Annotated in this window: 16 protein-coding genes and 1 pseudogene; 9 read left to right on the forward strand and 8 right to left on the reverse strand. The window is 37.7% G+C overall.

Features of this window, described 5'->3' with window-relative positions:
• Nucleotides 1-43: 43 nt before the first annotated feature.
• The 3 genes and pseudogenes from H4J73_RS16755 to H4J73_RS16765 all read right to left on the reverse strand — a co-directional run bounded on the left by H4J73_RS16755 (nucleotide 44) and on the right by H4J73_RS16765 (nucleotide 6,885).
• Nucleotides 44-1,540 carry a S8 family peptidase gene (locus H4J73_RS16755; RefSeq protein WP_182250274.1) on the reverse strand — a complete coding sequence of 499 codons (1,497 nt, stop codon included), beginning with the start codon at nucleotides 1,538-1,540 and terminating at the stop codon, nucleotides 44-46.
• A 269-nt stretch (nucleotides 1,541-1,809) separates the two neighbouring features.
• Nucleotides 1,810-4,668, reverse strand: coding sequence for a sigma 54-interacting transcriptional regulator (locus H4J73_RS16760; RefSeq protein ID WP_182179243.1), 2,859 nt, complete (start codon nucleotides 4,666-4,668; stop codon nucleotides 1,810-1,812).
• A gap of 1,066 nt (nucleotides 4,669-5,734) precedes the next feature.
• Nucleotides 5,735-6,885 (reverse strand): annotated as a pseudogene (locus H4J73_RS16765) (IS110 family transposase).
• A gap of 119 nt (nucleotides 6,886-7,004) precedes the next feature.
• On the opposite strand from H4J73_RS16765, the gene H4J73_RS16770 reads away from it, so the two are divergent.
• The gene (locus H4J73_RS16770; RefSeq protein ID WP_182172741.1) at nucleotides 7,005-7,274 is read left to right on the forward strand and encodes a hypothetical protein; all 270 of its coding nucleotides are present in this window, start codon (nucleotides 7,005-7,007) and stop codon (nucleotides 7,272-7,274) included.
• 573 nt (nucleotides 7,275-7,847) lie between these two features.
• On the opposite strand, the gene H4J73_RS16775 is transcribed toward H4J73_RS16770, so the two are convergent.
• Both H4J73_RS16775 and H4J73_RS16780 read right to left on the reverse strand, forming a co-directional pair.
• Entirely contained in the window at nucleotides 7,848-8,252 is a 405-nt protein-coding gene (locus H4J73_RS16775) for a hypothetical protein (RefSeq protein ID WP_182172738.1), read from the reverse strand.
• Between the two features lie 128 nt (nucleotides 8,253-8,380).
• Nucleotides 8,381-8,620 (reverse strand): hypothetical protein, encoded by a 240-nt coding sequence (locus H4J73_RS16780; RefSeq protein WP_182172735.1) that lies wholly within the window; start codon nucleotides 8,618-8,620, stop codon nucleotides 8,381-8,383.
• A gap of 939 nt (nucleotides 8,621-9,559) precedes the next feature.
• Here H4J73_RS16780 and H4J73_RS16785 point away from each other — a divergent pair.
• Nucleotides 9,560-10,648, forward strand: coding sequence for an AarF/ABC1/UbiB kinase family protein (locus tag H4J73_RS16785; protein ID WP_259367949.1), 1,089 nt, complete (start codon nucleotides 9,560-9,562; stop codon nucleotides 10,646-10,648).
• Between the two features lie 78 nt (nucleotides 10,649-10,726).
• On the forward strand, nucleotides 10,727-10,906 hold the full coding sequence (locus H4J73_RS20680) for a hypothetical protein (protein WP_259367950.1): 180 nt from the start codon (nucleotides 10,727-10,729) through the stop codon (nucleotides 10,904-10,906).
• Nucleotides 10,907-11,286: 380 nt separating this feature from the next.
• On the opposite strand, the gene H4J73_RS16790 is transcribed toward H4J73_RS20680, so the two are convergent.
• The 3 genes from H4J73_RS16790 to H4J73_RS16800 all read right to left on the reverse strand — a co-directional run bounded on the left by H4J73_RS16790 (nucleotide 11,287) and on the right by H4J73_RS16800 (nucleotide 14,149).
• Entirely contained in the window at nucleotides 11,287-11,481 is a 195-nt protein-coding gene (locus H4J73_RS16790) for an amidohydrolase family protein (protein WP_182223401.1), read from the reverse strand.
• Nucleotides 11,482-11,901: 420 nt separating this feature from the next.
• Nucleotides 11,902-13,173, reverse strand: coding sequence for a glutamate-5-semialdehyde dehydrogenase (locus H4J73_RS16795; RefSeq protein ID WP_182179247.1), 1,272 nt, complete (start codon nucleotides 13,171-13,173; stop codon nucleotides 11,902-11,904).
• Nucleotides 13,174-13,369: 196 nt separating this feature from the next.
• Nucleotides 13,370-14,149, reverse strand: coding sequence for a pyrroline-5-carboxylate reductase (locus H4J73_RS16800; RefSeq protein ID WP_182179249.1), 780 nt, complete (start codon nucleotides 14,147-14,149; stop codon nucleotides 13,370-13,372).
• 380 nt (nucleotides 14,150-14,529) lie between these two features.
• Here H4J73_RS16800 and proB point away from each other — a divergent pair, with 380 nt between their 5' ends.
• The 6 genes from proB (at nucleotide 14,530) to H4J73_RS16830 (ending at nucleotide 21,013) form a co-directional block, all read left to right on the forward strand.
• A complete protein-coding gene (gene proB, locus H4J73_RS16805) occupies nucleotides 14,530-15,708 on the forward strand; it encodes a glutamate 5-kinase (RefSeq protein ID WP_182172711.1) in 1,179 nt (392 codons plus the stop codon).
• Between the two features lie 252 nt (nucleotides 15,709-15,960).
• Nucleotides 15,961-17,310 (forward strand): DASH family cryptochrome, encoded by a 1,350-nt coding sequence (locus tag H4J73_RS16810; protein WP_182179251.1) that lies wholly within the window; start codon nucleotides 15,961-15,963, stop codon nucleotides 17,308-17,310.
• Nucleotides 17,303-18,859 (forward strand): cryptochrome/deoxyribodipyrimidine photo-lyase family protein, encoded by a 1,557-nt coding sequence (locus H4J73_RS16815; RefSeq protein ID WP_182223292.1) that lies wholly within the window; start codon nucleotides 17,303-17,305, stop codon nucleotides 18,857-18,859. Before H4J73_RS16810 ends, H4J73_RS16815 begins: the two co-directional genes overlap by 8 nt.
• A gap of 35 nt (nucleotides 18,860-18,894) precedes the next feature.
• Nucleotides 18,895-19,020 carry a DUF2256 domain-containing protein gene (locus H4J73_RS16820; protein WP_404851842.1) on the forward strand — a complete coding sequence of 42 codons (126 nt, stop codon included), beginning with the start codon at nucleotides 18,895-18,897 and terminating at the stop codon, nucleotides 19,018-19,020.
• 65 nt (nucleotides 19,021-19,085) lie between these two features.
• Entirely contained in the window at nucleotides 19,086-20,636 is a 1,551-nt protein-coding gene (locus tag H4J73_RS16825; RefSeq protein ID WP_182179257.1) for a cryptochrome/photolyase family protein, read from the forward strand.
• 125 nt (nucleotides 20,637-20,761) lie between these two features.
• Nucleotides 20,762-21,013 carry a TIGR03643 family protein gene (locus tag H4J73_RS16830; RefSeq protein WP_182179259.1) on the forward strand — a complete coding sequence of 84 codons (252 nt, stop codon included), beginning with the start codon at nucleotides 20,762-20,764 and terminating at the stop codon, nucleotides 21,011-21,013.
• Nucleotides 21,014-21,084 lie beyond the last annotated feature (71 nt).

Consider the following 21,084-nt stretch of genomic DNA (forward strand, 5'->3'; position numbering starts at 1 on the left):
GCACATCGTACCCATCAACACACATATAACTATCAGCACACATTTAACCATCACGCCACATATAACCATCTCGCCACATATAACCACTTTCAGAGGCGTAACCACCATCCCAGGTATACTCATTAGTGCCTTCAATGTAGTAGTTACCCGCTTGGTCGCGTCGAGCTGGCCCAGCATAATGCTGCTCTCCTTGAATATCCATCTCAATATCAAGCATACTATTTGCACAATCTGTTTTGGTACTATAGGCAGCTTCATAAGCATTAATCATTCCTGCCCCTTGTTGAAATATACTATAGGCTAACTTTCCTTCAGATGATAACGCAGGTTGTGCTGTTGCCATTAATTTACATTTAATCATGTCCGGTGTTAATGAGGGATCTTGTTGTAATATTAACGCAATAGCACCTGTTACTACTGCTGTTGCTTGCGAAGTGCCTGACATCGCAAAATGATTTTTACTAGAAAAGAAATCGTCATGCGCTTTACCTATTACTGTTTCTTCTTTCATTAAGCCTAATAAACGAGAACCTGGCGCAACAATCTCTGGTTTAACAAACCCCTCAATGGTTGGCCCTGATGAAGAAAATCCGGTAAGAATATCATCAGTGATCAAGCTGGTTTTATTATTGCTCATTGCCCCAACCGTGATGATATAAGGTACATTACCAGGCACGCCGATTGTCATGGCTTCTGGCCCTCTATTTCCAGCAGAAGCAACAACCACAATACCTGACTGCCATGCAACCATCACGGCTTGGTTAATTGGATCGTCCCAATACAATGATTGTGGTTCTGCACTAAATGATAAATTTAATACACGAATATTGTGAGTATCCTTATTGCTAACTACCCAGTCTAATGCTCTAATCACATCTAAATAACGACCTTTACCTTGATCATCAAATGCTTTTACACTGACAATATTGGCATTTGGTGCTATCCCTGTGTAGTTTTCTTCATCTTTTTGCCGCTCGCTGCTAGTAGCAATACTCGCCACATGACTACCATGGCCACTTTGATCAGATGAAGCATTATCTACCTCGTTTTTGATCGCATCAAATTGCACTAATAATCGTATATCTGAGGTGATATTTTCTGCTATATTTTTTAACTTTTTATCAATCCCCGTATCAATAAATGCAATCGTAATTCCACTGCCATTGATATTGCTGTCATGAAGGCGATCTGCTTCAACTCTTGCGGCATAATTTAAATCAGGATTTAAATCGCCAGAATCATCTCCTTTCAAATCATCATTTTCAATGGTGCGATTTTGATAGATAGCGCGAATATTAGCATAGCCTTGTAAGGTTTTTCTTTGTTGCTTTGTAAGATTGACTCCAATAGCTTTGATGATAGGTAATGTATGAGTAATTTGGCCACCGACACGTTCAATTAAACGGGTAACTGATTGGATATCTTTCCCTTGAACGATAAAACTTTGTGTTGGCGCTTTAGCTGTCATCCACAAAACGGTTGTAAAGATAAGAGATAAAATCCCTATTAATAATATTGCTTGTTTTCTGCTAAATGTCATAAATACCATCCTAGTTACTGACCATGTTTTATTTGAGGAAATGTACCAAAGAAAATGCACATTACTTGTTAAAAGATTTATAAACAGCAATGATTGCGCCAATTTATTTTAAATCAATATTATCATATGGTTAAGGTTTTGCAGTAATAATACTTACAACGTGGTGCGCCATAATTTAATTATAAACAAAAAAAATGGCGCACAAAAATTAAATATTCGGCGCGCCATAATTTTAATGATTATTACTTTTTTGCTTTAATTGATATTTGCTAGCTTGAGACTAACTTTCGTAACGTAGGTTCACTTACCGCCATAAGCTGGGCTGTTAAACTAACATTATCAGGGATTCTGAGTTTTATTTGACTCAGTAATTGTATCTTACTCTTTTTAATCATATCGATATCAAGTTTAATAAGTTGCGTCAGTAAAGATGTGAGTTCAGACCAATTTTTTGGACGAGGCGCTAAGCCTGCTTGCTTTTTATTTTCTGCTTTTTGTAATTTCCGACGAAAAGTACTTTCAGGGATACTAAGTAATGATGCCGCTTGGCGCGAAATATGATTAGAAACTTGATACGCGATAAGAATCAGATCATCATTCAGCCAGCTACCTAGCGGAATTGGCACTATAGGAGTATTTTCAGTAATGGCACTTATTTGCTGCGAGAGCTGCTGCTCAAGTTGCTGCCATAGCGTATGAATTGAAATTGTATCACTCAATTGCTCTGTCATTATATTACCTTTTTCACTGCTGACTTTAATATGAGAAGTATCCATATTTTGATCAATCATAGTATTCACATAATTATGATGAGTTTTTGGGGGATTAATGCCGTCAATATCTAACGCTAAGTTATGTGGAGATAGTATATTTCCTTCACTGAAAATTACTGCCTGCATGACTTTATGCTGTAATTCTCGTACATTTCCAGGCCAATGATAAGATAATGCCGCTGTGGCGGCTGACGGGCTCAATTGCAACTTTTCTTTATGATATTGTACACTGAACTTAGTCATAAAATGTTTGATCAAGTATAAAATATCTTGCGATCTTTCTCGCAATGGTGGCACGTGAATCTCAACAGCATTGAGTCGATAATACAGATCGGCTCTAAATCGACCTGCACTAACCTCTTTAGCTAAATTACGATTGGTCGCGGCTATAATTCTGACATCAAGGACTTGGGTCTTACCTCCACCAATAGGGGTTATTTGCTTTTCCTGAACGAAGCGCAATAACTTACTTTGAACATCTAGTGGTATTTCCCCGATTTCATCAAGCACTAAGGTACCGCCAATGGCATCTATAATACGCCCTAAATTCCGCTGTTCCGCACCTGTAAACGCTCCCTTTACATGACCGAACAACTCACTTTCAATTAAAGCATCAGGAATCGCCCCACAATCTATCAACACAAAAGGTTTGTCGGCTCTTGAGCTAAGTTTATGTAACGTATGAGTGAGTAATTCTTTCCCTGTGCCTGTTTCTCCAACAATGAGTACTGTCGCATCGGTTACCGCAACTTTTTGTATTTTATTGACCAGTGCTTCCATCTGTATAGAGCAATAAACCAGATTAGAAAACTGTATTGCCGAACGTAACTCTTTTAACTCTTGCTGCAGACGTAACTGTTCAAGTTCTTGATTACGCTTAAGTGTTGTTTGTAGAAAAAGTCGCTCAAAAGCAGCACTCAACTGACTGGTTAAAGCATCTAAGAGTAAAACTTCACCAATATTAATCAATAAACTGTCTTCGGAACCATCGACATATAAACAACCTATATAGCTACCCTGAGCAATGAATGGAAAAGCATATGCGTATAATGGTGAACTTTGATTATTTTCGTCAAATACGATTTCGACATTGGATATTTTACTTCTACATTTATCAACTAAGGCTAGCTGTGGTTCCGTAATGCTGTGTGAAGGTAACAAATCAACTTTACTTTGTTTTTGTGCTTGCCGCCCAATAATTAAAGCGGCGTTGTCATTTGACGCCTCAAGGAAAAGGTAAATATTTTTAACAGCGAAAGTAGCTAATAGTCTTTCAATAAAATTTGTTGCCAGTACTTTCTGCTCAGTAGCCACAGAGACCATTGACATGACATCCCATAGTAACAACATATTCCGATAATCTTTACTTTCAGAGGTGGTAAAAATCCCCTGTAATTTGTCTACTTTTTCTTTACATTGGCTAACAAGCGCTTTATGCCATACTACCGATATATTTTGACCTTTAAGTTTTGCAACGTCCAGTGCTTGCTCTGCTCGTAACAGTAACGTTTGCAATGTTATATCTGTTGACATAGTATTTAAATTAAGGCTCAGGCCAAAGTTGAATGCAATTGAGCAGGTGTTATTTAAAAAGTTAGCCTGTGATAGATTTATTGTTAATTGTTCCGTATATTTTTGGCATTGTGCCAAATCGTCATTCCTCTCCGTGGCAAAAAAAGGTAACACAACAGCAAATTGTGCTGCACCATAACGGCTTATAAGCGTATGTTCAGCAAAGCTAATTTTTAACCTATTGGCTATTTCAATAAGAATACTATCTCCAGCTTTACGTCCATATTGCTTATTGATTTGTTTAAAGTCATTAGGATTAATTAGGATAACGACAAATTTTTGTTTCCTTTTTTGTAATTTCGCTATTTGTATTTTTAACTCATTACGAGTAAATAATTGCGTTAACGGGTCTAAAAGACTTGACTGCCATTGCTGACAATACGTTGATAAGGAGCCAGCAAAAGCCAGTAGCATTTTGTATAGACTTGTTGGTAGATGATTTTCAGAAAACATATTAAGTTGTTCGTTATTTTCATAACGTAGCCCTAACCAACAATAATTTTTTATTTTAATAGGGTTTGTTTTTAGTTGTAGATCACCTGAATTTTTTAGTGATATCTCAGTGGCTTTGTTTAGGTCTATTCTAAATATTTTAAAATAATTATCGTTTTTTGGAGTTACATTAACAAAAAGTTCATTGGTCGTATTTCTCTCTGATCTTAAATTTTCCTGTACTTGAATAAACTGATGTGCATCTTGTGGGGTGGATAATGGATAAATAGCAAGTTTGGGATTTAACTCAATAAGAATTTCACTATTTCTATGTTCAGTTAGTGCAGGCAAATAAAGTACTGCGTTTACTGTCTGGCAAAATTCTCTAATCATTTGCAAGTAGAGGTTAATTAATTCTTTAGGCTGCAATATCAACTCAAATTTCAACTCATTTTAATAGATTACTATCAACTCATAGCGGGTTTCTGCAGAGCAGTGAATTTATCTTAAAGGCCTTTATATAACGTTTTTTAGATAAACTACCCATTTTTCATAATAGACAATAGTATTGATGGCTGAAAATCCGAAAAAGCCCATCTGGAATATCATACCGACCGATTTGACTGAAAAGGAATTCAATGAAATTGTCTTACCTCTCCTTCATGTACCAAGCCGAGAGCCTTCACCAAATCTATCCATCATACCGTCTTTAATTGCATTCTCAACTTTATGCATACAGGATGTCAATGGAAAAAAGGTTTAGCCACATATTTTAGCATTGATATTATTTCTTTGTGCTTATCTTTATCATAAGGCAAATTAGTTTTCGTTGTATAATTATTTTTTGCAGTGGCTGCAAGTTAAACATCCGTAATTTATAAAAATTATTTCATTAGAACTGTGTATCAGTAGCATGAAGAGATCGTCTGCATCATTGACCTAGCCTAAGTTACACTTGTTGAATGTTAACCTGTTGATATGGAATAATAAGTTATATAAAGACCCCACATGCTAATGATATTTAACAAATGACAGTTGGCTAGATTCCGCTTCACTTTACATTTTAGCCAACAATTAAAAGCTTCTTAATGGGGCTTTGGTATGACTTTTCACGTTAAGTTAAATACACTGATCCTTGTTCATTAATTTAAGGACCTTTTATTCACTTTTTTAATTGAGTGAGTTAACGCATAGAATGAAACAAGTAATTTCGTCGTTTATCATGCCGATATTTGTGGATCACTAACTTGTTAATTAGCAGGGTCTACCTTACTCATTTCGTTGTGGCACCTGTCTTCAGTCTACGTTTTTGGTTCAATAACCATTAGGTTATTGCCGTTCCAACACCGTCGGTGATTGTGCCACACCCGATGCTTGAACCCATGCGCTAACTCAACACTTTTTCTTATAAAATGACTCATGTGGGCACTATTGATAGTCGAAGATTTACGTCAATTTTTGGTAGTACGACCTTTCGAGAAATAGCCCCAATATAAGCGTTCATTTCTTTAGCAATAGCCGTGACGACATCACGGTGTTTGCCTTTTACATCAAACGATTGTATCGTCTGCATAACCTCATTTGTGCTGCCATAGCATACCAACAATTTCTTTGTTTAAGCCTTCCTGCCTAAGTCACATTTCTTTTGATACATTGACGTTTTGTTTGTACGAATGTGCACTTTTGACCAGTAGTCGTCTTGTATGGCTATTACCGCATTTGGTCATAGCCCCTAAGTGATTTTTTGCACCACTTGAATGTTCACTTGGTATCAGACCAAGGTAGCTCATTAATTTTCTGGGGTGGTCGAACCGTGATAAATCGCCTAATTGAGCAATAACGCCAGTTGCGACTAATAATCTATCCCCACGCATAACCTGTATCGCTTTGACTACCGGATAAAACCGCCAACGCTTCATTTGATGGGTTAATTCATAATCCAACGTTTTAAATGTTTTAACCTTTCGGTAATAGTTGAAACGGCTTCTTGTAAAACACTTACCTTGGCAGGGATGAGGTCGTACTAATTCATCCCTGCCAAGGTAAGTGCTGTAATGACCAGTTATCTTTTACTTTGCTGTTGATGTTGTTCGTAACAGCAAAGCTTTTAGTTGGTATTTTGCATCTTTTAAATCTTTGATGCTGGTTTTACGGGCGTGTGATAAATCGCGAACGGTTTCATCTTTGGGCTCAGGGACATAGATAGGGGGTAAGTCTTGAGATTTAAGTAATTTAGCGAGGTTAAGGGCATCACGCTTATCGATTTTTATTTTCTCTCCTGGTTTTTTTAGGGGAAAGCGAAGGAGCGATACCATAACAGCAATGATTAAATCTGGTCAGTAAACGGTAAATCCAATAGCGACAAGGATCTGTTTCGTAAACAAAATTAAGTGTGGCATCTGGGTATTTTGATTGTAATTGTCACGCTAGTTATTTAAAAGCGGCTTTATTACTGAATATTTTACCAAGATGTGTTGATTTAGCGCCACGCTGGTCTTGGATATATGCGACATCCGTGGATGTTTTATGGGTATCTAAGCCAATAAAAAGTATGTTGTGTTTTATTATGCTAGCCCCTGTTTGATAATGTTGACACATATTTTATAGCTCTGGTTTGTAAAACTAACCCACGTTCAGAGGCTCGTGCCTCTTGGGGAGTCACTGTATCTGTGTGTTTTAGGAGTAGTATGCGTAAACAGGACTTTATTAAAAGGCGTAAAGAGTTTGAGGAGCGTTTCAAAAGGAATGATTGGATTTATAGTACTGTCTTTATTTTATTAATTTTCGCAAATTATTTTGTTGTTAGTGTCTGGGATTTGTTACCTGAAGATTGGGTGTGGCTTTATTTAATCATTCTCTTTGCATTTATATTTGGTAATATAATCGTATTAACAAGTTTCATGCTCATCAAATTAAACAATCAGGGCTTAATTGTCGCTCGTGTAAAGAGCCATTAATGGCCTAACAAGCTTATAGCTACGATAATTGTCTTATGTGGTGTGAGTCAGTATTTAGGTAAGCCAATACTTAATAGCCATTCAAGCAGGACAAATAACAGTTGATTATTTGCGCATTCGTCGCTTATTTTAGCCAACTATTATTTTCCTCTTAATGTGGCGTTATAACTCATAATTTCCCATAATTGGTGGTACGGTATGATTTATAGTTTCTAACTTACTTCCCGCCCTGAGCCTGATATCAAGTTAAATTTAACCTGAAATCAATGGAGAACCCCTATATTTTAAAACCCGTAAATATAGTGAGTTATTATAAGGTTTTGCATCTTGCCAGCACTTCTACACAATCCTAATCCATTTGAATGCTAGTGTTTGAAGAGCTGCTTGGTGAGAACTACTTCTCTCTCTTTGTTGTAGATAATACAAATTAGCCCAGTAATATTTTAGGCGAGAATGACTTGCCCATTTTATAAATTTTTGTCGTAAAAATGTTGAGTATTGCCAGCGCCAATGAACCCAAGACTTTTAGCCACTTCTTTCTGTTATAGGCGCAATACCTGCGTATTGTTGCACTTAGTTGGCTGATTTAAACCTATCTCTCTGCTCTTCGAATGCAGCAAGTAACCGCGAGGACAAGGCAGCACCTGCGCCAGGTAAACTATTGAAAATAGGAGCGACAGGAAGTTTTTTCATTAGTTCTGTTATCGCTTTATTATACTCTTGAATGCACTTCATTGAGTTGACAATGCGTTCAACATAGGAAACCACTAACATTGAATGACTGTCAATTATGGCTTTGTCATCCGCGAGAGGATTGGTTTTTTTTATCAGTGACAGTCGATTATCAACAATGGCAGTGTTATGAATACCATGATCATTGAAAAACTTTGTTAAGGTAGATTTATGGGCTTTGTAGCTTGTTGAATGGTTGGTCATCAAGTAATAAAAGCACAAAAAATATGTGTGTCTTTTTTGCAAAACCATTCATTCGCCTGAGGATAATCCTGTTTGATTGCATTAATCATCTGATTAACCACTCGTTGTTTATCATCTACTACCTTTCTCCTATGCTCCACTAAAAAAAACAGTTTACGCATGTTGATGCTTTACTGGTTTACAGGAGGAAAATGATTTGGGTAACGAAGCATAAGCTCTAATGCAAACTCAGCATCAGTGGGAGCATTTTTAGCTTTACTGGTTTTAAAAGCTGTTCGGTATTTTGCAAGTGTTGTTGGGTTTATTGGAACAATTACAAGAAAATCATATTGCTGTAGGGCATAAACGATAGGCCCTCTTCTTAACTCAACGGCAATAGGTGAACCAAATCTTTTATGAAGCCCTTTCACCCATTTATCAATTTCATTTACTTCATGCTTAATAACAGAAACTTACGTTTACCTGTGAGTGGATCCTAAATGTAAATATCGTATTTGTCATTTGCTCAATCAATACCAACAAATACCTTGTAGTTAGTCTTACTTAAATGTGAAGTCATGCCAATCTCTTGTTTCATATATACATGTGTTCCCAAACTCTTCGAAAGCAATATAATAAGTAGTTTAAGCAAGCCCTGAGTATTCGTTTTAAAGCTAGGGCGTACCTATGACATCGAAAGTAAAGCGGTGACCATCAAAATGATATCGTATCAATATTCGTATGAAATAGGCACATGATCTGAACACCCTAATTATAGGTTTATTCAGACCAAAAGGACTATATTCGTATATTAGTGAACATAAACTTACCTAGTTTTGAGGACTAAATCAGGTCAGCAGTGTGCAATAGTGACGGTTAGTACTATCTCGTTCTGAAGGCGAGATCGAAGTACAAATCTGTTATCTTTATAAATGCGCTAAGTTATTAAATGCAATTAAATCATAGCCTTAATTCCATACCAAGAGCTGACTTATAGTGTTAGCTCACAAATTTTAGTAACTGCTTGTTTTCGTTAATGGAAGCAAGCAGTTTTCTAAAATCCTTTCATATCAATCTGTGCAATTCCAAATAATTTTATAGAGTAAGCTACAGGGAACTTAAGGGCTTTCTATGTTCTTTAACTTACATCTCATTTTAGTCTTCGAAATATATGAATACCTATAAATAAGGTAGTAATTGAACGTGTTGAAGTAACCTGTCTTTTTTGATTCTAATGTCATTGGTTGTTGGCTTAATCTTTGTTAATCTTAATCTTATTCTTGTCCCTCAACGCTTGCTATAAATAGCAGGGAGGTTAGATTAAACACCACTAAGGTAATAGTTAACATGCCCAACGAAGCCATTTTGCGATGACAGAAAAACGTAAAGAGCGGAAAGTACCTTCTGGAAGAATTGCTCGTCTCGCTAAATTGGGTGGTTTGGCCTCAGCGGTTGCCGGCAATATTGTTAAAGGTGCGACAAAACAAATGCTCAGTGGTCAGCGTCCATCATTAACTGAGTCCTTACGTAATATCGACAACGCTATATCTATCACCAAGCGTTTAGCACATATGCGTGGCGCAGCGATGAAACTTGGTCAACTACTCTCCATGGATGCCGGTGAATTACTGCCTATCGAATGGGAACCTATTCTTTCACGATTGCGCCAAGAAGCTGATCCTATGCCTAAGGCGCAACTACTGAAAACCTTGGTTGCGTCTTGGTCTAAAGATTGGCATCAACAATTTAGTTCTTTTTCATTTACCCCCATCGCATCGGCAAGTATCGGTCAGGTTCATCGGGCAACACTAAAGGATGGTCGTCAGTTGGCGATTAAGGTCCAGTACCCGGGTGTTAGAGAAAGCATTGACAGTGATATTGATAACGTCATGAATTTACTAAAACTCAGTGGTGTTTTACCTAAACATATTGATTTGACTAGCGTGCTTGCTGAAGCAAAAGCCCAGCTTAAAGCTGAAGCTAATTATTTGCAGGAGGCGGAATTTCTTAACACTTATCGTAAAAAGCTGTCTAACGACCCTCGCTTTATTGTGCCCTTTGTTGTTGACGAGCTAACGGATGAAAATATACTGACGATGGAATATATCGAAGGTTCTCCCATCACTGATATTAGTACGATGAGTGCTGGTATTGTGGATTTAGTCTGTAGCCAATTAATGGATTTAACTTATCAAGAGCTATTTACGCATAAACTTATGCAAAGTGACCCCAACTTTGCTAATTTCTTGTATCAGAGCGACACACAAAAAATAGTGTTACTTGATTTTGGAGCTTGCCGGCAGCTTTCTCAACATACTTCAGTACATTATCTTGCTATGGCTGATGCTATGCAGTGTCAAGATAATAACGACATGCGTTTAGCGCTGTATTCGCTTGGTTTAGTTGACAATAATATGAGTGATACTGCAATAGATACGGTGCTAAAGACTTGTTTTTAAGCTAGTTATTGCTTACAAAGTAATACGGGCTACAACTTAAAAAAACAGCAACTGATTAAGCGAATTAGAGAGGTTAGTATGCCATTAATTACCGATAAAACAGCGATAGCATCTCCGATATTTGAAGTTGCATTAGTCAATCGAAAAATTACTGGTATGATATTGCTAGCCAATAAGTTAGGTGCGACACTCGATTTTAAAAGCGCTCTTGCTCCTTATTTACTGGAAAGCGCAAAGCAATCAAACGATGAAACCTAACACAATCGACTTTTCAAAACAGAAGCTGCTGTTTTAGTCTTTTTAAAATACTTTAAATTATTAATCTCTTTGCTAATCTGACTAAAGGAGTAAGTTAACTAGTATAGTTACTGGGTAATTATTTTAACAAGGCACTTCTTCTTAATAGGCCAGCCATAATAACTGATGCATTTTTTTCACTACACTAGACTTAAGTTATCTTTATTCAGCCGGGTGATTGTTATGTATAAGACTCGCTCACAACAAATTAGTTTATTGGATACACCTATTATCACATTTGCAGTGGTACGGTACGTAAGGCTTTTTTGTGTGGTGTAGGCAAGGATACGGGTGCCAGTTTGGAACATCGACACACATGGATTGAAAAGTGATTATTAACATTATCTCAGGTATTTGCGATAGATATCTGTGCCTAAAAGTCCAACAACGGTTGTCACACCCACTTGGGTTAATTTTGAAAGAGAAACCGGTGGAATCTGTGTTGAAAAACCTGCTTTGCTACCGGTAATATGAGCATGACTGTCAATGAAACCTGGCACTAGGTAAGGGCCATTTAAATCGATGATTTCTACCAGCTAATTATCAGGGATGCTGTGGAGAGCATTATCGGATATATCAAAAATATCAGCGATTTTTACACCAGCAATTAGCACATCTTTAACACCTATAGGGTTATAAAAGGTTTGAGTTTTTTAATTTTTAAATCATGGGTTTACGACAATATTTAATAAATATCAGACGAGTATGTATTATTATATATCTGATCCTAATCATTACGTATACAACTTATCTACAATTTATCAGCCAACTACATTTGTAAACGAAAGGTTTACGAGTGGTGTACGCGTGAAGGGGGTCTAATCTCAATCTAAATAGTGAGCCCCTAACACTATGTCAGAGGCCTATTATTATCAGCAAAAAAAGTGTTAACTAAATACAGTTTTAACTAATGCAAACTGCACTTTTATTCGCTGTAGTGTTCAGTACAAAAGCGCTTAAGGGCGAGTTTGCCCTTGACCTGCGACACGATATTTAAAGATGGTCAGTTGTTCTAAACCAACCGGTCCACGTGCATGAACTTTACCAGTAGCAATACCAATTTCAGCGCCCATGCCAAATTCCCCACCATCAGCAAACTGAGTTGAAGCGTTATGCATCACTACTGCAGAATCAACAGAGCGCATAAAAGTTTCCGCAGTATTGTCATTCTCGGTGATAATAGCATCGGTGTGTTTAGATGAATGCTCTTCAATAAAATTAAGTGCCTCATCTAGGCTCTGTACTATTTTAACCGATATAATGGCGTCAAGGTATTCAGTATCCCAATCTACATCAGTCGCGGCATTAATACGAGGATCACAGGCTTGAGCGGCAATATCGCCACGAATTTCACACCCCTCTAATGTATCAACGAGTTGTGGTAAAAATTCTGTCGCTATTGCTTGGTCTAACACTAAACTTTCAGTGGCACCACAGACACCGGTTCTACGTAATTTAGCATTTTTAATAATGCTTAATGCTTTTGCCACGTCGGCATCTTTATCCACATAAATATGGTTATTGCCATCTAAATGCAACAATGTTGGTACTTGAGCCTCGTTTCTTACCAGCTCAACTAAACCACGACCACCTCGAGGAATAACTAAATCAACATAATCAGCACAGCGCAGTAAAGCGGCAACGGCAGAACGATCATCGGTGTCAACCAATTGTATACAGTTAGCCGGTAAGCCTGCTGCACGTAAACCTGTTGCCATACACTCAACAATAATACGTGTGGAATTTAGGCTTTCGGAGCCACCACGTAAAATTACTGTGTTACCTGATTTAAGACATAACGCGCCAGCATCTGCGCCAACATTAGGACGTGATTCATAAATCATTCCAATAACGCCAATAGGTGTTGCCACACGAGTTATTTTAAGACCATTTGGACGGTCAAATTCGGCTAATACTCGACCCACAGGATCGGCTAATTTGGCAATGTCTTCTAACGCGACAGCCATACCTTCAACTCTTTCTGGGTTAAGCTCTAGTCGGTCTACAAATGAGTCGGCTTTGCCCGCTTTTTTAACGCTTGAAACATCAAGCGCGTTAGCTTTAAGTAATGCACCCATATTTTCGCGTAACGCATTTGCGGCAATCGTTAATGCTTTGTTTTTTTGTTCAGTCGTTGCACAAGCAAGCACTTTTGCAGCAGCTTTTGCTTGTTTACCAAGGGTTGTGATCATTGTTTCGATAGAAATATTCTTAGGGGTATTTGACATTAATGTCTTCCTTTTACTTGTTCATTTAACACTAAACTGTTTGATCAAATTCAAATGACTTAATTGAATGATATGACTTTTATTTTTATCGCTGATATTAATATCAAAAGCAATAGTAAAAGTTCAGTTTAAAGAATTTATAGCTATAGTATTCATCAATAAATGTTCGAGCACGTCATTGCTGACGAGGTAAAAATTAGCGCAAGGCTACTGCTCGTTGATAAGCCGATGAAACGGTTGACTCAAACAAAGATTCTAATTTTTTATCTTGCATAAGCGCATTTAACCCAGCAGCTGTCGTACCATTTTTACTGGTCACTGAATTACGTAAATTTTCGATATCTTCTTTATTGGTTAAAGCCAACTCCATTGAACCAGCGAGTGTGTTTAACACCAACTCTCTAGCGGTTTGGGGAGAAAATCCGAGTTTTATCGCCGACTCTATCCAGCAGCGTGCTATTTCAAATGCATAACCAGGCCCACTTCCTGCAACTGCAGTTACTCGGTCTAGCTCGTCTTCAGTGGCGGCTAAATGGGTATAACCTACCGCATCTGTTAACGCAACAGCGTTGTCAATTTGAACATCACTGCAACGTGAATTTGCGTAAAGTCCACTCACGCTTCGGCCAATTTGAGCGGGTAGGTTTGGCATCACTCGCACAACGGCCTGCTCACCAATCAGTTTTTCTATTGAAGCTACTGAATAACCCGCCGCAATCGAAATAATGCAACCTGAATCAGCAAGGTGTCGACGATACAAGGGTAATATTTGTTCAATAAGCTGCGGTTTAATCGCAATAACGATAATGTCGAAACGCTGGTCAGACAACTCGTCAATCGCTTGCTTGACGATAACACCTTGGGGCGCTTTGACTAATGAAGGATTAATAATAGTGATAGTGTGATTTGCAGAGGTTGCCCAACGAGTCAATAATGAGCCGCCCATTTTACCACAACCAATCATAAGTAATGACATGAAACTCCTGAGTTTTTTAGCTTACATTGAATGAAATGCAGATCGTTTTGCCGGTGTTCAGTATGAACTTTTAAAAGTCCTTAACGATATTTTTCAAAGAGGCGATCTTGAGTTCAATTGAAAAAATATGTTTTTTAGTATATGATCTCTGCACTCATTTGTCGATTGCCGTCAAATTCTAACGTTTTTAACCGACGTTTCAGTAATTTTTTATCTACTACTTTTAATGCGACCTTCGCAAATAAAACTGACTTTATAAGTAGTAAGCATAACTCTAATACGACAATAAAATATCACGGAAATAGCTGCAATTTGTTGAATCAATTTTGTAAACGATTCAAGCCGCTATTTAATTTAATTAATCAGAGTACGGAGTAATTTTGCCCTCATTTGAACAACAAAAAACTGATAAATCTTCTCGAAGCAAGCCACGTATCGTTATTAAAGTGGGTTCGAGTCTCTTAGCAAATGTTAAAAATTTAACGCCTAGTTTTGCTTTTATGCACGGTCTGCTAAGTGACATATCTTTGTTACGAGAACAAGGCTACGAAGTTGTATTGACATCTTCTGGCTCGGTAGCATTAGGTCTAAATACGGTTGGCTGTACTATTGAAAACGCCAGTGTTCAAGATAAGCAAGCCGCAGCGGCTTGTGGACAACCGATATTAATGCATGCCTACAAGCAAATTGCCCTTGAGTATGGTTTTGATATCGCTCAGGTTTTAGTTACCCTAGATGATTTAGAAAACAGACGTCGCTTTCTAAATATCAAAAACACGGTTCATCGTTTGATAAAACAAGGTGTAATGCCTATTGTCAATGAAAATGACACGGTGACCACGGAAGAAATTCGTGTGGGTGATAATGACAGACTTGCAGCTAAAGTTGCTCAGATGATTGGCGCAGAATATTTGTTTATTCTTACCTGTATCGATGGCGTGTATGACCGAGACCCTTCAGAAGAAGGCGCGGTTTTCGTTGAGTCTATCGAAGATGTTAGTAGTTATATGGAAGCGGCAAGTGGTACCAGTTCTTTAGGTACCGGTGGTATGCTGACTAAATTACAAGCCGCTAATATGGCGCAAAATGCTGGTTGTACTACTATAATTTCGAGAGGGACGATGGAAGATCCTGTTACCGGAATATTGCGCGGTGAACGCAGACACACTAAGTGTATCGCTCACTCATCACCTTCATCAGCATGGAATATCTGGTTAACAGACCGATTACAAATGGCCGGTAGTTTAGTGATAAAACAAGAAGTAGCTGATGCCTTATTTGGTGGTGACGAAGGATTTACCTGTCATGATGTTGTTTCAATACATGGCACCTTTGAACGCGCAGATGTGCTTCACGTCTATGATGAAAAAGGCGAAGAAATAGCACGTGGTTTATGTAATTTCTCATCAGATGAAACAGCAATTATTTCAAGCCGTCCAAATGAAACGGTTGAAAATATCCTCGGATATAGTGCTTCACAACGCTTGATCAATAGTGAAAACTTGGTTGTATTAAGTGAACATCATCTTTCTTGGGATGAACCTGTTCAAGATGCTTAACTGATTAAATAACCTCTGTAGCAGCGCAGAGGTTTTTTTATTTATTAAACGCGTTAATAATTCTTATCCGCTTAACGTTAGCCTCAACTAACCGACTATACTATTATTGTCTACAATCTCTTCTTTTTATAATTGAGTGGGCGATAAAGTGCCTCACTTCATCATCTAGCCTCGCCTATAATCACTCAATAGTGTTGATCTAATCGCTGAGTGTATTCGTATATAATTTTTTTAACCATCTGAATTCTATCTATGAAACGTTCTCTATACTGGGTGACCAATGATCTTCGTCTTAATGACAATATTGCACTCAACTTAGCCAGCAAAAGTGAACAATTACTTTGTGTATATGTCGTAGACAAAAGATGGTTCGAGCCTAATAACTATCAATCAAAACCTTTGGGTGATAAGCGATGGCATTTTTTACAAAGCTGTTTAAGTGATTTTAATCAGAGTTTATTAACGTTAGGACAGCAACTTTACATTGTTTACGGCGATACTCTATCGAGCTTAACCACGCTGTGTGAAAAACACCAAATTACTGATGTTATTACTACTCGTCTGCCGGGGACTTACGAAAATAGTTTGATTAATACACTGGCTCAGCATTTGCCTGAAGTAGAAATTAATCAAGTTGATCAATTCACTTTATTTCCACATCGTGCACTACCTTTTGCACTTGACCAGCTACCGGCAAGTTACTCTAAGTTTAGAAAAGTTATGGCTGATGTCACTATTTCAGAGGTTGTTCCAACGACTCAATCCTTGCCGAGTATGTTTGCAAATATGCCATCTCCCACTATCTTTAGGCCACAATGGTTACCTAATATGCCTTATCAAAGAGCTAAGCGTGGTTATAATTTCGATGGCGGTGAACAAAATGGTTTAGCACATCTCACGTACTATTTTTCGTCAAATCTTCCTTCAAAGTACAAAGAGGTTAGAAATAATTTAGATGGCTGGGAAAATAGCAGTAAATTATCTGCTTGGTTAAATTATGGCTGTATTTCTGCTCGACAAGTGATGAGTTCGATTATCCAATACGAAGAGCAACGCGGTAAAAATAGTTCAACAGAATGTCTGTATTTTGAGTTACTTTGGCGTGAGTACTTTCAATGGTTACATTTTAAAGTTGGCGTAAACACCTATAAATTTAAAGGGCTTGCTGAACACCTACCTTTGACCACATTTTATCCTGAACGGTTTAAGAAATGGTGCTCAGGTAATACACCTTATCCTTTAGTAAACGCCTGTATGAATGAATTAAAACATACAGGTTATTTAAGTAACCGATCAAGGCAAATTGTCGCTAGCTGTTTGGTTAATGAGTTGAGTGTTGATTGGCGCTATGGCGCTGCATGGTTTGAGGAACAGTTAATTGATTACGATGCTGCGGTTAATTGGGGAAATTGGCAATATATCGCAGGTGTAGGTGTCGATCCTCGAGGCGGCAGACACTTTAATCTTGAAAAACAATGCGTAATTTATGACCCTGAAGGTCTTTACCAAGCTAAATGGGCAGGGCAAAGTAATCAAATGACGCCACTAGATTCTGTTGATGCTTCAGACTGGCCTGTGCAAACGACAAGCCAGAATGTCTGACAATATTATTGAAGAAGTTGGTGTAGAGACTCGCGTTAATATTGTTTGGCTTAAGCGTGATTTGAGACTGAGTGATCATGAGCCTTTAGCGCAAGCGATTAAATCAGGAATAACCTTGCTTTATTATGCCTTTGAGCCTTTATTGATTAATGATCCACATTATGATGAACGACATTGGCGATTTGTAACCCAATCAATTGAAGATCTGAATGCACAGTTAGCTGTTTTTAATTCGCGTGTGTATGTGTATTTTGGTGATGCAATAGCGGGTCTTAATGAAATTAATAACACTTTTAAAATAGACAAATTATTTAGTCATGAAGAAGTCGGTTTACTGTCAACGTATCAACGTGATAAATCTGTTGAAAAATGGTGCCAAGTACAAGATGTAGTCTGGCATGAAAGTGAGTTTGGTGCGGTAACTCGAGGCAAGAAGAATAGAATTGACTGGGATAAGCACTGGCGCAATGTTATGAAGGCATCATTAATTGAGCCTGAACTATCTTGTGCAGCCTTCGTTAATGTTGAATATATAGATAAATTGCCAGCGTCTATTTTACCTATAGCGTGGTCAATACCTGACGAATTTATGCTTAGAGGTGGGGAAGTCTGGGCACAAAGAACACTGCAATCCTTCTTAAAGGGTCGTGGTAAAGGCTATCACTTTGATATATCTAAGCCACAAGCAAGTCGTAAAAGTTGTTCTCGATTGTCTCCTTATTTAGCATGGGGCAATATAAGTTTAAGAGAGTTCTATCAAACTATTTTGATAACAAGATCAGAGCGGGGTTGGAAACGTCCAATAGATGCGTTGGCTTCTCGGTTACATTGGCATTGTCATTTTATTCAAAAATTTGAAAGTGAACACCAAATGCAATGGCGACCCGTCAATAAAGCCTATGATGACTTAATGTATCCTGATATCCATTGTGGACTGAGTGTTGATGAACGATTAAATAAATGGAAAATGGCGCAAACAGGCTATCCATTAGTCGATGCTTGTATGCGCTGTTTAGAACAAACGGGTTATATAAATTTTCGGATGCGAGCAATGCTGGTAAGTTTTTTGTGTCATCATTTGCTGGTTGATTGGCGTTTAGGTGTTACGCATTTAGCACAATTATTTCTTGATTTCGAACCAGGTATACATTACCCACAATTTCAAATGCAATCAGGTGTTACTGGTACGAATATTATTAGGGTTTATAATCCTGTTAAACAATCGTTAGAGAAAGATTGCGATGGTGAATTTCTTAGAAAATGGTTGCCAGAATTAATTGAATTGCCCAATGAAGTTATTCATACCCCTTGGGCACTTTCGCCAATGGAACAGCAGCTTTATCAATGTCAATTAGGTGAAGATTATCCATCGCCTATGGTTGATATCAATGAAACAGGAAAGATTGCACGGGACCTACTGTGGGGATTTCGTAATCGTTTTACCACTAAAAAAGAAGGTCAACGTATTTTAGCTAAACATGTTAGAAGCAATAAAAAATTAGCGAAAGCTAAAAAGCCTCAACAATTAAAAATTGAAGAAAGTGAATAATCAATTATAAATAGCCAATTATGCATAAAAAATTAATGTTACCTAAGAAAAGTTGCCTGACTTGTAAAAAAGATTTTACTTGGCGTAAAAAATGGCAAGCTTGTTGGGGTAATGTGCTGTATTGCTCAGAGCGATGTCGACGCAATAAAATACCATTATAAGCTAAAATAAATATTGAAAATTTAATTCCCTAATTCCCTAATTCAACTAAACGTAAGGTAAATTAATGAAGGCGAAACATCTTAAGCTTATATTAGGCGATCAGCTTAATCCAATGCACAGCTGGTTTGAACATATCGATGATGATGTTGTTTATGTTATCGCTGAGCTTCATCAAGAAGCAACTTATACCAAACATCATAGTCAAAAAATTACCGCATTTTTTGCTGCTATGAAAAGTTTTGCTGAAACCCTCGAGGGTAAAGGGCATCGCGTCTGTTACTTAACCTTAGATGATACTGAAAAATATCAAGACCTCCCTGAACTAATAAAAACCTTAGTTTCAAGCTATGCCAGTGAATTATTTACTTTTCAGCGTCCTGATGAATATCGATTGCGCGCGCAATTAAGCGAGATGTCAGCTCAATTATCGGTACCTGTCTATGAAGTTGACAGTGAACACTTTTTATTACCCTTTGATGAACTCGCTGATCATTTCAAAGCAGCTAGCCACGTAAGAATGGAAAATTTTTATCGTTTTATGCGCAAGCGTTTTGCTATTTTAATGAATGGCGCTAAGCCTGAAGGTGATGCCTGGAATTTTGATGCGAATAATCGTCAATCCTTTAAAAAAACCGATCTTAAATTTATTCCTAAACCACTGGTCTTTGACAACCCAGCAAGTGATTATTTACAACGGATAAAACATCATAAGATTGACACGATAGGGCGTGAATCTGAGCATGTTGCTTATCCTATTAATCGTCAACAATCGCTAGAATTATTAACGTTCTTTTGTGAACACCAGTTAGAAAATTTTGGCAATTTTCAAGATGCCATGACGGTAGCCTCACCTTATGCTTGGAGTTTATATCACTCGCGGCTCAGCTTTTCATTGAACTGTAAAATGCTTAACCCAATGGAAGTTATTCAAACGGCACTTGCTGCTTATCAATCGTCAGCAGGTAAAATAACACTTCCTCAAATTGAAGGCTTTATTAGACAAATATTAGGCTGGCGAGAATATGTCAGAGGTATGTATTGGGCTAATATGCCAAATTATGCCGAGCAAAACTTTTTAGACGCTAAACGTGATCTACCCGCTTTTTTTTGGAACGCAAACACTAAAATGCAGTGTTTAAGAAGCGCAATATCTCAATCACTTGAATACGCCTATGCGCACCATATTCAACGGTTAATGATCACTGGAAACTTTGCTTTATTGGCCGGTATAGAGCCTCGACAAGTCGATGATTGGTATTTAGGCATTTACATCGACGCGATTGAATGGGTGGAGTTACCCAATACCCGCAGCATGGCACTTTTTGCTGACGGTGGTTGGATAGCGACAAAGCCTTATGCGGCTAGTGGTAATTATGTCAATAAAATGAGTGACTATTGCAAAGGTTGCCATTACAACGTTAAAGAAAAAGTGGGCGCTAATGCTTGTCCATTAAATAGTTTGTATTGGAATTTTATTGATCAAAATTATGATAAGTTTGCCAACAATCATCGAATGAGTTTTCCTGTGCGTAACTGGGATAAAATGGATCCTGCCAAAAAAGTTGAAATTAGAGAGCATGCAACTCAGTTATTAAATAATCTAGATAAGCTATAGGCTCAATTGCTAGCGCTGTCTAGATAAGGTGACGTTCAGTAGATTGATAAAATTTAGGCTTTAATGGTCTTTATCTATTACTGGCGCGTATAAAAGTTATATTTATTAGATTTAGGATCTTTTTTATGCAATTCTCTATGGATGAAGAGTCAAGAATTATAGAAATGGCTTGGGAAGATAGAACGCCATTTGAAGCAATAGACCATCAGTTTAGTTTGCAAGAACCTGATGTTATTAAGTTTATGCGTAGTCACTTAAAACCAAAAAGCTTTAGGTTGTGGCGCACAAGAGTGAGTGGTCGCTCAACCAAGCATGTCAAATTAAGGAGTGCTGACGTATCGAGAGGATACTGCCCAACACAATACAAACAACGTTGATCAGCGCTATACAAAAAAATATCAATAAAAAGGGCATCTTATGATGCCCTTTTTAGTTAGTACTGACCCGT

Source organism: Colwellia sp. MB3u-41, from assembly GCF_014076845.1.
In the GTDB taxonomy this organism is placed as follows: domain Bacteria; phylum Pseudomonadota; class Gammaproteobacteria; order Enterobacterales; family Alteromonadaceae; genus Colwellia_A.